This window comes from Terrabacter sp. Root181 (assembly GCF_001428505.1).
Taxonomy (GTDB): Bacteria; Actinomycetota; Actinomycetes; order Actinomycetales; family Dermatophilaceae; genus Terrabacter.
In genome coordinates this window covers 615,091-629,337 of sequence record NZ_LMHU01000001.1, presented here as the reverse complement: position 1 = coordinate 629,337, position 14,247 = coordinate 615,091, and the positions used below count along the sequence as shown (strand labels likewise).

The window sequence follows — 14,247 nt, the reverse complement described above, 5'->3', positions numbered from 1 at the left end:
ATGGTACGGCGGAGGACACACCTCCCTCAGGGCATCGGCGCGTTGCCCTGAAGGTGGGCGTGGATGAGGGCTGCGGCATCGCCAGCGCCGTCCTCCGCGCCGACGCACTCACCGAGGGCGTATGCCGCCGCGCGGGCTCCCGGGGACAGCGCCACCTCGAGCGCCCGCTCGAGCCGGGCCGCTGTGAGGTCCTTGCGCGCGATCGGCGGCGCGGCGACGCCGAGGTCGGCCATCCGACGGCCCCAGTAGGGCTGGTCGGCGGCATGGGGCACGACGACCTGCGGCACCCCGGACCGGACCGCGGCAGCCGTCGTGCCCGCTCCCCCGTGGTGGACGACGACGCCGCACCGCGGGAAAAGGACGTCGTGCGGGGCTGATCCGATCCCGAGGAGCCGGTGCGTCCCGTCCTCCGGCTCGGCATCGACCGACAGCCCGGCGAGACCCTCGCTCACGACACCACGCACGCCCAGCCGGCCGAGCGCCCGCACGACGGCGGCCACGACTCCCGCCGGGTCGGGCGTCGGCATCGAGCCGAAGCCCACGAAGACCGGAGGATCCCCCTCGCCGAGGAACGCCTCGAGCGTCGGGTCCAGCGACCGGCCGGCGGCGTCGTCGCGCACCCAGTAGCCGGTCTGGCGCAGTGCCGGTGGCCAGTCGGCAGCGGGCGGGACGACGTGCGGACTGGCCGCGAGCAGGGTCGGGGTGCGCTCGGCCGTGGCCGTGTAGTGACGGAAACGCTGTCGTGGCAGTCCTCGTCGCGCGCGCACCACGTCGCCGGACGGACGGAAGAGGTCGAGGGCGACGCGGCCCGCGAGGGTGCTCCACGCGTCGTTGACCCACGACGTCGACCGCGGGCGCAGCGCGAGTGCGACCGATTCCCCGTGCGCGCTCGGCCAGACCGGGGCGAAGACCGCGTAGACGTGCGGTTTCGCGGGGCGACCACTGTGACCACCGGTCGACAGCAGGGCGTCGACGAGGTCGAAGGTCAGCGCCCCCGAGACCACGGCATCGGCGCCGTCGACGAGGCGCGAGACGTCCGCGGCGAGCGCCGGCGCCGTCCCGGCCATGACCTGCCGCATCAGCCGGGCCTCGCGCACCTGCGTCCGCGCCGAGCCCCGGAGCGAGTCACGTCCGAGCCCCTCCCGGAGCGGGCCCTCGAGGTCGAACGACAGCGGCTCGAAGTCGACACCACTGCCCGCCACGACGTGACCGAGGTCGGCCGGCGCGGCGAGCGACACGGCATACGCCATCCGCCGGAGGCGTTGCCCGAGCGCGACGAGCGGCTCGACGTCACCGCGGGATCCCATGCCCAGCAGCAGGATCCGCACGTCAGCCCTCACCGAGCTGCGCGCGCACGCGCGGCACGACCTCCTCGGCGTAGAGGCGGATGCACTGCATGCGCTGGTCGTGCGGGAGGGTGCCGAAGGAGTACTTCAGCTGGAAGCGCGAGAGGCCGAGCACGCGCACCGTGTCGACGATCTTGGCGGCGACGGTGTCGGGCGAGCCGCAGTAGACGGCACCCTCGGGCCCGAGCTGCTGGAGCGCCTGGTCCGTGCCCATGGGCGCCCAGCGGCGCTCGCGGCCGAGCTTGTTCATGTAGGGCAGGAAGTGCGGCATGAAGTCGTCGCGCGCCTGCTCGTCGGTGGCGGCGACGTAGCCCGGCGAGTGCACGCCCACCGGGAGCTCGGGCCTGCCCAGCTCGGACAGCGCGCGACGGTAGAGGTCGGCGAGCGGGGCGAACTGGCGCGCGGAGCCGCCGATGATCGCGATGACGACGGGGAAGCCGTAGTGCGCGGCGCGGACGACCGACTGCGGCGTGCCACCGACGCCGACCCAGACCGGCAGGTGGCCGGACTCCGTCGCCGGCATGACCTTCTCGACCCGGACGGGCGGGCGGATCGAGCCCTCCCACCGGACCGGCTGCTCGGCCACGACGGCGGCGAGCAGGTCGAGCTTCTCCTCGAAGAGGGTCTCGTAGTCGGAGAGGTCGAGGCCGAAGAGTGGGAACGACTCGACGAACGAGCCTCTGCCGACAGTGATCTCGGCGCGACCCCGGCTGATCGCGTCGACGGTCGAGAAGCGCTGGAAGACCCGGATCGGGTCGTCGCTGCTGAGGACCGTGACGGACGTGCCGAGCCGGATGTGCTCGGTGCGGCCCGCCAGGCCGGCGAGGAGCACGTCCGGGGCGCTGACGGCGTAGTCGTCGCGGTGGTGCTCGCCGACGCCGAAGAAGTCGAGGCCCAGCCGGTCGGCGAGCTCGCCCTCGGCCAGCACCTCCCGGATCACCGTCGCGGGGTGGAGCGGGGCGCCGTCGGGCCCGTCGGCGATGTCGCCGAACGTGTCGAGGCCGAGTTCGAGGCTCATGCGCCCATCGTAGGTAGGCCGCCGACCTGCGACGTGCGCCCGGCGTTGGGGTCCCAGCGCCGGACCGACTCGATCGTCCCGTCGAGCGGGCGGGCACGACCGAGGACGGCGAGAGCCTCACCGACCTGGCGGGAGCCGAGCCCGCGCGCGATGGTCACGTGCGGCGTCCAGCGTCCGGGGCGCACCTGATCGGGGATGTCGGGCGCCCCGACCATCGCGGCCGCGACCGACTGCTGGAGCCGGAGCAGCTCGGCCGTCGGGACGACGAGCCGGGCGAGCACGTAGCGGCGCGAGCCCGCGACGAGCAGGGACCCGAGACGGACCGGCACCGGCCGCATCGTCTCCAGGGTGCGGGCGATCCGGGCCTCGACGTAGTCGGGGATTGCACCACCCAGGGCCAGGGTCACGTGCGGCGCGTTCGTCGCGCCCTGGTGCTTCGCCTGGCTCGGCAGACCCGCCTCCGCGAGCGCCGCCCACTCACGCCGGACCTCCGTGTCGGTGGTGGCGTCGAGCAGGCCCTCGACCGAGTGGAGGGGCATGGTCAGGCGACCTGCTCCGACTCGGTGAGACCGGGGCGGTCGCCGAGGCCGAGGTGGTCGGCGACGAAGTCGCGCACGGCGGACTCGTGGTCGTCCCAGCGGCCGTCGCCGACCGGCAGGACGAGTGTCGGCAGGTCGAGCGCCTCGACGACCGCGAGCTCCTGCCCGCGGCGCTGGCCCTGCCGCGTGGACGCGGCGTCGCGCTCGTGGTCGAGGTAGACGAGTGCCGGCGCGTGCGGCCGCACGGCCTCGACGAGGCGGGCGACGACGTCGGCGTCGGGTGAACGGAGCAGGACCGACTCCCAGACGTGCACGCCACGGGGCAGCGTCGCGCCGAAGCGCTCCCACCTGTCGGCGACGAGTGCCGTGCTGACGTCGGCGGGGACACGAGTCCCACGGGCCGCGTCCACGATCCGCTCGACGAGCGCGAGCGGCAGGTCCGGGTGCCGCTCCTGACGGACGAGCCACACGTCACCGTGCTGCTCGGCCGCGCGGAGGAGGGCCTGTGACATCGCGGGCGACTCGGCGGCGAGCGCCAGGAGATCGGCGGTCTCGAGGACGACCACCTGCTCGGCGCCGACCGGGTGGTCGACGGGGTGGTCGACCCGACCCTCGGCCCAGTGCTCGACCTCGACCTGCTGGTCGGCGAGCCACGATGCGATGCCGCGCGCCGTCGTGCTCCTGCCCGATCCCGGTAGTCCTTCGACCATGACCAGCCCGTTGACGACAGCCACCCACCAGCTCCTCGCCGGTGCTCGCCCCGGCCTCGCGTGCCGTCGGTTGCCGGCAGCGAAGTGTATGCCAGAGGACATTTCGCCCCTCAGCCCTCTCGGGGCCCGCGGGGGTCGAGCCGGCCGAGGATGGTGGCGAGCGACGCGCGTTCGCGGTCGCTCAGCGCGCCGAAGAAGTCGGCCGCGCCCTCGCGCCGGGCCTCGTCGACCTCCGCGAGCACCGACTCCCCCACCTCTGTGAGCGAGACCGTCATGGCGCGTCGGTCGGCCGGGTCGGGGCTGCGGTGCACGAGCCCCCGAGACTCGAGCCGGTCGACGACATCGGTGGCCGAGCGCGGCGCGATGCGCAGGTGGTCGGCGACGACCCCGAGCCGCGTGGGGCCGTGGTGCCCGATGACGCGGAGCGCCCGGGCGTCATGGGGCGAGAGGTCGGGCCCGAGGCCGGTGGCCCAACGGCGTCGGAGGGCGCGTGCCGCGCCCATGAGCAGCTCGTCGAGGGAGGGCTCGTCGGCGTCACGCATGGTGAGCAGCATACGGGCCGATGTGTAGATCGACCTCATAATGAGGTAACCTCAGCATCATGAACCGGAGACCAGACATGGAGTGACTGCATGACCGACACCACCAGCCCCCTGACGCCCCCCACCCGCGGCGGCCGCGGCCGCCAGCCCGAGAAGATCGACCCGCAGGACCGCGCCCAGCTCGCCGAGTCCCCCGTCTCGCTGCGACGGGTCGCAGGCCTCTTCCGCCCCCACGTCCGCACCGTCGCCGTCGTCACGGCGCTCATCGTGGCGATCTCGGTCATCTCGATGGCCCAGCCCTTCCTCCTGCGCGCCGTCATCGACGACGCCCTCCCCCACCAGGACGTCCGACTCCTGCTGTGGGCCGTCGGCGGCATGCTCGCCGTCACCGTCGTGAGCCAGCTGCTCGGCGTCGTCCAGACCTGGCTGACCACCGCCGTCGGCCAGCGCGTCATGCACGGCCTGCGCACCGACGTCTTCCGCCACCTGCAACGCCAGTCCGTGGCCTTCTTCACCCGCACCCGCAGCGGCGAGGTGCAGTCGCGCCTGACCCACGACATCAGCGGCATGCAGTCGGTCATCACCTCGACGGCCACGTCGATCGCGAGCAACCTCACCACCGCCGTCGCGACGGCCATCGCCATGGTCGCCCTCAGCCCCCGACTCTCGCTCCTGTCGCTGCTCGTCATCCCGCCGGCCGTCCTCATGACCCGCAAGGTCGCCCTGCTGCGCCGCGACATCACGGCCCAGCGCCAGCGCCGCCTCGCCGACCTGCACAGCCAGGTCGAGGAGGGCCTGACCGTGAGCGGCGCCACCCTCGTCAAGACCCTCGGCGCCGGCGAGGCCACGGCCGACCGCTTCGCCGCGACGTCCACCGACCTCATCGACCTGGAGCTGCGCTCACAGCTCGCCGGCCGCTGGCGGATGGCGACGATGCAGATCATCTTCGCCGCGATCCCCGCTCTCATCTACCTCGCGGCCGGGCTGCCCGCGACCTCGGGCGGCATGACCATCGGCACGCTCATCGCCTTCACGACCCTCCAGTCCGGCATCTTCCGGCCCCTCATGGGACTGCTCGACGTCGGCGCCCAGTGGGTCACCTCGATGGCCCTCTTCAGCAGGATCTTCGGCTACCTCGACCTGCCCGTCGAGGTGGCACCACCCGCCGATCCCGTTGCGGTGCAGCACGACCGGCTCCGCGGGGAGGTGCGCTTCGAGGGCGTCGCCTTCAGCCACGACCCGTCCGCCGCCGAGCACACGTATGCCGTCGACGACGTCACGCTGCACGTCCCCGCGGGCACGACGCTGGCTCTCGTCGGCGAGACCGGCTCAGGCAAGTCGAGCCTCGCCGGCCTGCTCGCACGGCTCCACGACCCCCAGTCCGGCCGCGTCACCATCGACGGGGTGGACCTGCGGGACCTCGACCCGGCCGACCTCGCCCGCATCGTCGGAGTCGTCTCGCAGGACACCTACCTCGTGCACGCCTCGATCCGCGACAACCTGCTGCTGGCGGCCCCCGGTGCCACCGACGACGAGCTGTGGCAGGCCCTCGCGGCCGCCCAGGTCGCGCCGCTCGTCGCGAGCCTGCCCGACGGGCTCGACACCGTCGTCGGCGCCCGCGGCCACCGGTTCTCCGGCGGTGAGAAGCAGCGCCTCGCGATCGCCCGCACGCTGCTGCGCAACCCGCGCGTCCTCGTGCTCGACGAGGCGACGAGCGCCCTCGACAACGAGACCGAGCGCGAGCTCCAGGCCGCGATCGACCGGCTCATGGCCGGACGCACCACCCTGACGATCGCGCACCGCCTGTCGACGATCCGCGACGCCGAGCAGATCGCCGTCCTCGACCGAGGCCGGGTCGCCGAGCTCGGCGACCACGACGAGCTGATGGCTCGTGGAGGTCGCTACGCGCGGCTCGTCGAGGCCCGCGAGGGCTCCGCACGCGAGGCGCTCGCTGCCTGATGCGCGGAGGGGCATGGGTGCCCGTGCCCGGCGTGTGGCACCGTGGGGTCGTGGAACCCGCCGACGTCCCCGTCGCCTCCGACCCCGTGCTCCGCGACCCCGCCCACCGCGTCTCACGCCGCGCCGTCGTCATGTGGACGTTCCAGGCGCTCGTGGTGCTCGCAGTCCTGCTGGCGGGTCAGGTCGTCTGGTGGCTCGTCGACGACGCACCGTCACGCACCCCGCACTGGGTCGTCGGCGCCGTCTGGCTCGTCGCCGGGGCGGCCTACGCCGTGGCGATGCCGCAGTGGCGCTACCGCGTGCACCGCTGGGAGGCGACGCCGCGCGCGATCTACACGCAGAGCGGCTGGCTCTGGCAGGAGCGCCGCATCGCGCCCCTCGGCCGCGTGCAGACCGTCGACCTCGAGCGCGGGCCCGTCGCGCAGCTGCTCGGACTCGCCGCCGTCACCGTCACGACCGCGTCGGCCGCCGGGCCCGTCACGATCCACGGGCTCGACCTGCCCGTTGCCCGCGAGCTCGTCGAGGCCCTGACGGCGGCGGCCGTGGCCGAGACGGGCGACGCCACGTGAACGAGGAGAGCGCGCCCGGCGAGCTCCGCGAGCCCGCGGACGACACGGACGGCTGGCGCCGACTCGATGCCCGGATGCTGCTCGTCCACCCCCTCGAGACGCTGATCCGCTTCCTCCCGGCGCTGCTCGCGCTCGTGATCTTCCGGGCCGGCTCCGACCAGAACGACCGCTGGGAGCTGTATGCCGTCCCGCTCATCGTCGCGTTCGGCGTGCTGCGCTGGGTGACGACCCGCTACCGCATCACCGCGGGCCAGATCGAGCTGCGACGTGGCCTCTTCACGAAGCAGACGACGACGGCGCGCCTCGACAAGGTGCGCACCATCGACCTGACGGCGCAGGTCCACCACCGGCTGCTCGGCCTGGCCAAGGTCGAGATCTCGACGGCCGGCGGCGGCCACGACCGGCTCGTCCTCGACTCGCTGAGCGTCGACGCCGGTCGTCGGCTGCGGGCCGAGCTGCTCCACCGGGTCGACCCCGCGGTCACCGGCCTGCCCGCCCCGACCGGCGCGCCCGTGCCGGCCGACGCGGTGCCCGGCGACGCGCCCCCTCCGGTCGACGACGAGGTGCTCGTGCGCCTCGACCCGTCGTGGATCCGCTACGCGCCGCTCACCGTGACCGGGCTCGCGAGCGCTGCGGCGATCGTCGGCTTCGCGTCGCAGGGCTTCTCGCGGTTCTCGCAGGAGCGGTCGGTCTTCCGCGACGGCGCGTCGTTCGTCTCACGGCTGTCGTGGTGGCTCGACGTGCTGCTCCTGCTCGGCGTCGTGTCGCTCCTCGCGGTCGGTGCCTACGTCCTGACCTTCTGGGGCTTCCGCCTCACCCGCAACCGTCTCGGCACCCTGCACACGCGTCGCGGCCTGCTCACCAACCGTGAGACGAGCATCGACGCCGCCCGCGTGCGCGGCATCCGGCTCGACGAGCCCTTGGGGCTCCGGCTCGCGGGCGCGCGCCGGCTCAAGGTCGTGACGTCGGGCCTGCTGCGCGAGCAGGGTGGGTCCGACTGGCTGTGCCCCCCGGCGCCGGCGGGCGTCGTGACGCCCCTCGCCCTGCGCATACGGCCCGACGAGGCCGCCGTGTCGGGTCCGCTGACGCCACACGGCCCGGCCGCCCGGCGACGACGGATGACGCGTGCGCTCGTGCCGGCCACCCTCGTCGCGGCCGGTCTCGTGGTCGCCCGCGTGCTGTGGGACTGGCACGGCTCGCTGCTCGTCCTCGTGCCGATGCTGTTCGTCGGGGCCGTGGCCCTGGGCCGCGACCGCTACGGCGCCCTCGGGCACGCCGTGACACCCGACCACCTCGTGTCTCGCCACGGCTCGCTCGACCGGCAGCGTGTCGTGCTCGACCGCGACGGCATCATCGGCTGGAAGGTCGAGCAGTCGTTCTTCCAGCGGCGCGTGGGCGTCGCGACCCTCGTCGCCACCACGGCCGCGGGAGCCCAGCACTACGACGTCGTCGACGTGCCCGTCGAGATGGCGTATGCCGTCCTGGCGCGGGTGAGCCCCGAGCTGTCGGCCGAGTTCAGCTGAGACACCCGCCCGTCGAGTGGCGGCGTCGCCACCTCCGCCGTCAGCCCACCGAGGGGTCGAGCGGCGCTGTCGACCCGCGCAGGACGAGCTCGGTGGCGAGCTCGACGTGGTGTGACTCGATCGCCTCGCCCGCGATGAGCCGAAGAGCGGTGAGCACCGCGACGCGCGCCATCTCGGTCAACGGCTGGCGAACCGTCGTGAGCGGCGGCGACGCCATGCGCGCGAGCTGCGTGTCGTCGAAGCCGACGATGCTGAGGTCGTCCGGTATCCGCAGGCCGCGGGCCCGGGCCGCCTCCATGACGCCGACCGCGATCTCGTCCGACGCGGCGAAGATCGCGGTCGGGGGCACCGGCAGGCCGAGCAGGGCCGCACCACCCTCGACGCCGTTGACGTACATGAAGTGCGACGAGCGGACGTACTCCGACCGCACCGGGACGCCGATGCGTTCGAGGGCCGCCCGGTAGCCGTGCATGCGGGCCTCGTTGCAGGCGGCGAGCGGGTGTCCGCCGAGGAAGGCGATGCGCCGGTGTCCGAGCTCGAGCAGGTGCTGGGTGGCCGAGACCCCACCCGCGAAGTTCGTCGAGCCGACGCTCGTGACGTCGATGTTCGGCAGCTCCAGCGGGTCGATGACGACGAGGTGCACACCCCAGCGTGCCAGCGCGGCGATCTGGTCCGCCGACATGACGCTCGTGACGGCGATGAAGGCCCCGATGCCCCGGTCGGCGAGGTCCTGGGCCCACTGCTCCGGGGGCCCCAACAACGGCGCGCCCGTAGGCTGCCGGGTGATGATGACCGGCGTCCCGGACAGTGCCGCGGCGTCGACGACGCCCTGGATGATCTCGGCCGAGTAGGCGTGCAGGTCACCCTCGAAGCCGAGCTCGATGGACGCCCTGGCCGTCGGGCGCCCCCGTCGCGGGCCGCGGGGTCGGTAGCCGTTCTGGTCGAGCAGCTCCTGCACGCGCGCTCGGGTCGTCTGGGACACGTCCCGACGACCGTTGACGACCTTCGACACGGTGGCCACCGAGACCCCTGCCGACGACGCGACCTCCGCCAGCGTCGTGCGCGGCGAGCTGCTCATGGACGACCTACCGTTCGCGTTCGGCCCCGGAGACCTGCACGGGCGTGACGAGGACACGCTCGGCGCCGACGAGCCGGGGTTCGCCCGTCAGACGCAGCACCGCCACGCACGGCAGGTCGGCGGCGGAGCTGCCCACCATGACCTGGAGGTCACCCGGCTCCACGACACGACGAAGGTCGCGACCGGTGAAGGCCGTCCTGTCGGCGTGGAGTGTGAACGTCACAACGCGCGACTCTAGGGGTTCGAGGTCGACGCGAGCGAAACCGGCGAGCTGCAGGACCGGCCGTGTCACCTGCGCCACGGCGTCGTGCAGGTACAGCTGGACGACCTCGGCGCCCGGGAGGTCGCCCGTGTTGGTGACGCGCACCGTGATGCGCACCTCGCCGTCGGTCGCGATCTCGTCGTCGCTGAGCTCGAGACCGTCGATGACGAAGCTCGTGTACGACCGGCCGAACCCGAACGGGTAGAGCGGCGTCGGGTCCAGGGTGCTGATGCCGTGGTTGCCGACGCCGAGCAACGGCTGGAGGTAGGTGCCCGGCTGCGCACCGGGCGACCGCGGGATCTGGACGGGAAGCCTGCCGGACGGCTGCACCCGACCAGAGAGGACCCCGGCGATGGCCGCGGCGCCCTCCTCGCCCGGCATGAAGGCCTGGACGAGGCCGGCGGCGCGTCCCGCGACCTCGCCGAGGGCGTACGGCCGCCCCGAGACGACGACCACCACCACCGGAGTGCCCGTCTCGATGAGGCGGGCGACGAGCTCGCCCTGCACGCCGGGAAGGCTCAGGTCGGGGGCGTCACAGCCCTCACCCGAGGTGCCGTGGCCGAAGAGGCCGGCCAGGTCACCGACCGCGACGACGCACACGTCGGCGTCGGCCGCCATGGACACGGCCTCGGCGAGGCCCGAGCGATCGGACCCGCTGGTGCTGCAGCCGCGTGCGTGCACGATGCTCGCATCCGGCAGCTCGGAGCGCAGTGCCTCGACGAGGGTCGGCACCGAGATGCCGAGTCCCTTGGCCGGGTAGCGGGGCAGGACGTGGTTCGGGAATGCGTAGCAGCCCATGAAGGTCCGGGGGTCGTGGGCCGCCGGGCCGATGACGGCGACCTTTGTGTGGGCGGGGCGTCCAGGGCCGGCCAGAGGCAGCACGTCGCCGGCGTCGAGCAGCACGATGCTGCGCTCCGCCATCGTGCGGGCCAGGGCCCGGTTGTCTGCGGAGTCGAGCTCCACGTCGGCCGCCCGCTCGACCGAGCCCTCCGGGGTCCAGCCGGGGTCGAGCAGGCCGAGGCGGATCTTCTGGAGCAGGACCCGCCGGGCCGCCCGGTCGACGACCGACCCGTCGAGGTCTCCCTCGGCGACCCGCGCCGTGAGCTGCTGGCCGAAACCGAGGGTGTCGGGCAGCTCGACGTCGATGCCGGCCGCCAGGGCGAGCGCCCCGGCGTCGTCCGCGTCCGCGGCGACGCGATGCATCGAGGAGAGGAACGGCACGGCCCAGTAGTCCGAGACCACCGTGCCCGTGAAGCCCCACGTGTCGCGCAGGGTCTCGGTGAGCAGCCACGGGTCGGCGCCCGCCGGAACCCCGTCCACGTCGGAGTACGAGTTCATCACCGAACCGACGCCGGCCTCGCGGACGGCCATCTCGAACGGCGGCAGGATGACGTCGAGCAGCTCGCGCCGGCCCATCGGCACCGGCCCGTGGTTGCGGGCCGCCCTCGAGGCGGAGTAGCCGGCGAAGTGCTTGAGCGTCGCGATGACACCCGCCCCCTGCAGGCCACGGACGTACGCCGCCCCCAGCATGGACACGAGATAGGGGTCCTCCCCCATCGTCTCCTCGACGCGCCCCCACCGGTAGTCGCGCACGACGTCGAGGACGGGCGAGAGCCCCTGGTGCACCCCGACGGCCGCCATGTCACGACCGATGGCGGCCGCCATCGCCTCGACGAGCTCGGGGTCGAAGGTCGCGCCCCACGCGATCGCCGCCGGGTAGACGGTCGCGCCGTAGGCGGTGAAGCCGGTCAGGCACTCCTCGTGCACGATCGCGGGGATCCCCAGTCGCGACCGCTCGATGACGACGCGCTGCTGGCGGACGACCTCGGCGGCGCCCTCCGAAGGCGTGAGCGGCAGGCTGCCGTGGACCCGGGTCAGGTGCCCGAGCCCGTGCGCAGCCGCGTCCTCCAGCGCCAGGGTCCCGGAGGCCGCGAAGACGTCCTGCATCGGAGCGACGTTCATCACCTCGGCCTGGTCGAGCCCCTCGGAAGCCTCGTCGTCGGGCTCACCGGTGGCCGACATGTCGTTGAGCACCCACCGGCTGCCGAGCTGGCCGACCTTCTCCGCCAACGTGAGTCGGGCCAGCAGGTCGTCGACCCGCACCTCGGGGCTGCGCAACGGGTCGAGCCACACCTCGTCCTGCGGCAGCCGGGTGGCCTCGATCATGGTGGTCCTCCTTCGAGACGACAGCGCGTCGAAAGTTTCGACCACCTGTCGATAGTCACGATGTGTGCCGAACGTGACTGTTTGAGCACGGAATATGGGATCACCTTCTACCCGGACACGATCCGAACACAACCCTTGACACGAAAAACCGGCGAAAAGTATCGTCGCTCGCACCAAGTTGTTGCGTGCCCGGACGCCCTCCTGGCCAACGCTCATGCGACACAGGCCAGGCCGCCCGCGGCCATGACACAGTGGAGATCAACGTGGATCCCAGAACAACCTCTCGTCGCACCTTCCTCGGGCTCGCCATGGGCGTTCCCCTGGCCGGGGCCCTCGCCGCGTGCGGAAGCTCGGGGCCGAGCAGCAGCACGTCCTCGGGCAGCGCCGGCGCCGCCGGCTCCGGCGCCTCCTACTGGTACCTCACCGGCCAACCCGGTGAGGGCATCCGCAAGGGGGCCGTCGACCGTTTCAACGCCGCCAACGCGAGCACCCAGATCGCCCAGACGGCGTTCCAGAACGACGCCTACAAGACGAAGATCAAGACGGCCCTCGGTGCCGGCCAGGCACCCACCATCATCTGGGGCTGGGGCGGTGGCGGGCTCAAGTCGTACGTCGATGCCAGCCAGGTCGAGGACCTCACCTCGTGGTTCAGCGACAACGCCGCCGTCAAGGACAAGCTCTTCCCGTCCTCGTTCGGGGCAGCGACGGTCGGCGGGAAGATCTACGCCATGCCGTGCGAGACCGTGCAGCCCATCGTGCTCTACTACAACAAGTCGGTCTTCGAGAAGGTGGGCGTGCAGCCCCCCACCTCGTGGGACGACATCATGGCGCTGGTCCCGAAGTTCAACGCCCAGGGCATCGCCCCGTTCTCCCTCGGTGGCCAGTCCCGGTGGACCAACATGATGTGGCTCGAGTTCCTCTTCGACCGGATCGGTGGTCCCGAGGTGTTCCAGGCCGCGTTCGAGGGCCAGAAGGACGCCTGGTCCAACCCCGACGCGATCACGGCCCTCACCAAGGTGCAGGACCTCGTCAAGGCCAACGGCTTCATCAAGGGCTTCTCGTCGATCACGGCCGACTCCAACGCCGACCAGGCCCTGCTCTACACCGGCAAGGCGGCCATGATGCTGCACGGCGCCTGGACGTACGGCAGCATGAAGAGCGACGGCGGCGACTTCGTCAAGGGCGGACACCTCGGCTGGATGAACTTCCCGCCGGTGGCCGGCGGCAAGGGTGACCCGACGAACACCGTCGGCAACCCCGGTCAGTACCTCTCGATCTCGTCGAAGGCCACTGCCGCCGAGAAGGAGACGGCCAAGAAGTTCTTCACGACCGGCGTGCTCGACTCGACCGAGGTCAAGGCGTGGATCGACACGGGCTCCATCCCGATCGTCAAGGGCGCCGACTCCAACATCGGGAGCTCCGAGGACGCCGAGTGGCTCAAGTTCCTCTACGGGGTGTCGAGCAACGCCAAGGTCTTCGCGCAGTCGTGGGACCAGGCCCTGCCGCCGAGCGCCGCCGAGACGCTCCTCGACAACATCGCCAAGCTGTTCCAGCTGAGCATCACCCCGGAGCAGTTCGCCACCAACCTCAACGCGGTCACGAACTCGTGACCGCCGCCAGCGTCGGGTCCGCCAGGCCGGCACCGTCCCGTTCCGCCAAGAGCGTGCACGGTCGCTCGCTCGGGTGGCTGGCGGTCCCGGCGCTGGTCTTCTTCGTCGCCTTCGGCGTCATCCCGCTCATCGGCGTGCTCCTGCTCAGCTTCACCACGTGGGACGGCATCGGCGAGGTCGTGCCCTCCGGCCTCACCAGCTGGAAGTCCGTGCTCTCCGATCCCGGGCTCCCGCACGCCATGTGGGTCACGTTCCAGGTGGCGGCCCTCTCCTGGCTGTTCCAGACGCCGATGAGCATCCTCCTCGGCGTCTTCCTCGCCGGGGCACAGAAGTACCGTGCGTTCCTCGCGGTGCTCTACTTCATCCCGCTGCTGCTCAGCTCGGCGGCGATCGCGATCACCTTCAAGGCCCTGCTCGACCCCAACTTCGGCATCGGCACCGGCCTGGGGCTTCCGTTCATGTCCCAGGACTGGCTCGGTGAACCGAAGCTCGCTCTCGGGGTCGTCGTCTTCGTCGTGTCCTGGCAGTTCATCCCGTTCCACTCGCTCATCTACCAGGGCGCGGTCCGCCAGATCCCGACCTCGATGTACGAGGCGGCCCAGATCGACGGAGCCGGGCGCATGCGGCAGTTCTTCTCGATCACGCTGCCCCAGCTGAAGAACACGATCGTCACGTCGTCGACGCTCATGGTCGTCGGTTCGCTGACGTTCTTCGACCTCATCTACGTCCTCACCGCCGGCGGACCGGGCGATGCCACCCGGGTGCTCGCACTCGACATGTACAAGCGCGGCTTCCAGGCGAACCTGATGGGCCCGGCCAGTGCCATCGGCGTCATCCTCGTCCTCGTCGGCCTGCTCCTCGCGCTCCTGTTCCGACGCCTCGGCGGGGGCGACCAGACCGCCAGCCAACTCGAGGGGGCCTGAGC

Annotated in this window: 12 protein-coding genes; 5 read left to right on the top strand and 7 right to left on the bottom strand. The window is 72.2% G+C overall.

The annotated features are described in order from the left end of the window. Positions 1-26: 26 nt before the first annotated feature. The 5 genes from ASD90_RS02870 to ASD90_RS02850 form a co-directional block, all read right to left on the bottom strand. A complete protein-coding gene (locus ASD90_RS02870) occupies positions 27-1,340 on the bottom strand; it encodes a glycosyltransferase (RefSeq protein WP_056751386.1) in 1,314 nt (437 codons plus the stop codon). Further along, positions 1,330-2,364, bottom strand: coding sequence for an LLM class flavin-dependent oxidoreductase (locus ASD90_RS02865; RefSeq protein ID WP_056751384.1), 1,035 nt, complete (start codon positions 2,362-2,364; stop codon positions 1,330-1,332). Before ASD90_RS02865 ends, ASD90_RS02870 begins: the two co-directional genes overlap by 11 nt. Beyond that, positions 2,361-2,903: a 2'-5' RNA ligase family protein gene (locus ASD90_RS02860; RefSeq protein ID WP_056751381.1), complete on the bottom strand. Its 543-nt coding sequence runs from the start codon at positions 2,901-2,903 to the stop codon at positions 2,361-2,363. Before ASD90_RS02860 ends, ASD90_RS02865 begins: the two co-directional genes overlap by 4 nt. A 2-nt stretch (positions 2,904-2,905) precedes the next feature. Then, positions 2,906-3,637, bottom strand: coding sequence for a hypothetical protein (locus ASD90_RS23315; protein ID WP_056751378.1), 732 nt, complete (start codon positions 3,635-3,637; stop codon positions 2,906-2,908). Positions 3,638-3,723: 86 nt separating this feature from the next. Continuing rightward, positions 3,724-4,155 (bottom strand): MarR family winged helix-turn-helix transcriptional regulator, encoded by a 432-nt coding sequence (locus ASD90_RS02850; RefSeq protein ID WP_235506363.1) that lies wholly within the window; start codon positions 4,153-4,155, stop codon positions 3,724-3,726. Positions 4,156-4,245: 90 nt separating this feature from the next. On the opposite strand from ASD90_RS02850, the gene ASD90_RS02845 reads away from it, so the two are divergent. Genes ASD90_RS02845 through ASD90_RS02835 form a run of 3 tightly spaced genes read left to right on the top strand, consistent with a single transcriptional unit; the run spans position 4,246 to position 8,206 of the window. Beyond that, entirely contained in the window at positions 4,246-6,114 is a 1,869-nt protein-coding gene (locus tag ASD90_RS02845; RefSeq protein ID WP_056751371.1) for an ABC transporter ATP-binding protein, read from the top strand. A 50-nt stretch (positions 6,115-6,164) separates the two neighbouring features. Next, positions 6,165-6,683, top strand: coding sequence for a PH domain-containing protein (locus ASD90_RS02840; RefSeq protein ID WP_056754299.1), 519 nt, complete (start codon positions 6,165-6,167; stop codon positions 6,681-6,683). Next, complete coding sequence (locus ASD90_RS02835) at positions 6,680-8,206, top strand: PH domain-containing protein (RefSeq protein WP_235506362.1); 1,527 nt, start codon at positions 6,680-6,682, stop codon at positions 8,204-8,206. Before ASD90_RS02840 ends, ASD90_RS02835 begins: the two co-directional genes overlap by 4 nt. A gap of 40 nt (positions 8,207-8,246) precedes the next feature. Here ASD90_RS02835 and ASD90_RS02830 read toward each other — a convergent pair whose 3' ends face one another. After that, entirely contained in the window at positions 8,247-9,284 is a 1,038-nt protein-coding gene (locus ASD90_RS02830) for a LacI family DNA-binding transcriptional regulator (protein ID WP_056751368.1), read from the bottom strand. 7 nt (positions 9,285-9,291) lie between these two features. Then, on the bottom strand, positions 9,292-11,712 hold the full coding sequence (locus tag ASD90_RS02825) for a glycoside hydrolase family 3 N-terminal domain-containing protein (protein ID WP_082588438.1): 2,421 nt from the start codon (positions 11,710-11,712) through the stop codon (positions 9,292-9,294). 263 nt (positions 11,713-11,975) lie between these two features. Here ASD90_RS02825 and ASD90_RS02820 point away from each other — a divergent pair, with 263 nt between their 5' ends. Both ASD90_RS02820 and ASD90_RS02815 read left to right on the top strand, forming a co-directional pair. Next, complete coding sequence (locus ASD90_RS02820; protein ID WP_235506361.1) at positions 11,976-13,322, top strand: extracellular solute-binding protein; 1,347 nt, start codon at positions 11,976-11,978, stop codon at positions 13,320-13,322. 53 nt (positions 13,323-13,375) lie between these two features. Beyond that, the gene (locus ASD90_RS02815) at positions 13,376-14,245 is read left to right on the top strand and encodes a carbohydrate ABC transporter permease (protein WP_157611000.1); all 870 of its coding nucleotides are present in this window, start codon (positions 13,376-13,378) and stop codon (positions 14,243-14,245) included. The last annotated feature ends 2 nt before the right edge of the window (positions 14,246-14,247 follow it).

Bases quoted from the DNA above. Each gene is read 5' to 3' on its own strand.
- ASD90_RS02865 (WP_056751384.1), bottom strand. From the start codon at position 2,364: ATGAGCCTCGAACTCGGCCTCGACACGTTCGGCGACATCGCCGACGGG.
- ASD90_RS02845 (WP_056751371.1), top strand. From the start codon at position 4,246: ATGACCGACACCACCAGCCCCCTGACGCCCCCCACCCGCGGCGGCCGC.
- ASD90_RS02860 (WP_056751381.1), bottom strand. From the start codon at position 2,903: ATGCCCCTCCACTCGGTCGAGGGCCTGCTCGACGCCACCACCGACACG.
- ASD90_RS02850 (WP_235506363.1), bottom strand. From the start codon at position 4,155: ATGCGTGACGCCGACGAGCCCTCCCTCGACGAGCTGCTCATGGGCGCG.
- ASD90_RS02825 (WP_082588438.1), bottom strand. From the start codon at position 11,712: ATGATCGAGGCCACCCGGCTGCCGCAGGACGAGGTGTGGCTCGACCCG.
- ASD90_RS02830 (WP_056751368.1), bottom strand. From the start codon at position 9,284: ATGAGCAGCTCGCCGCGCACGACGCTGGCGGAGGTCGCGTCGTCGGCA.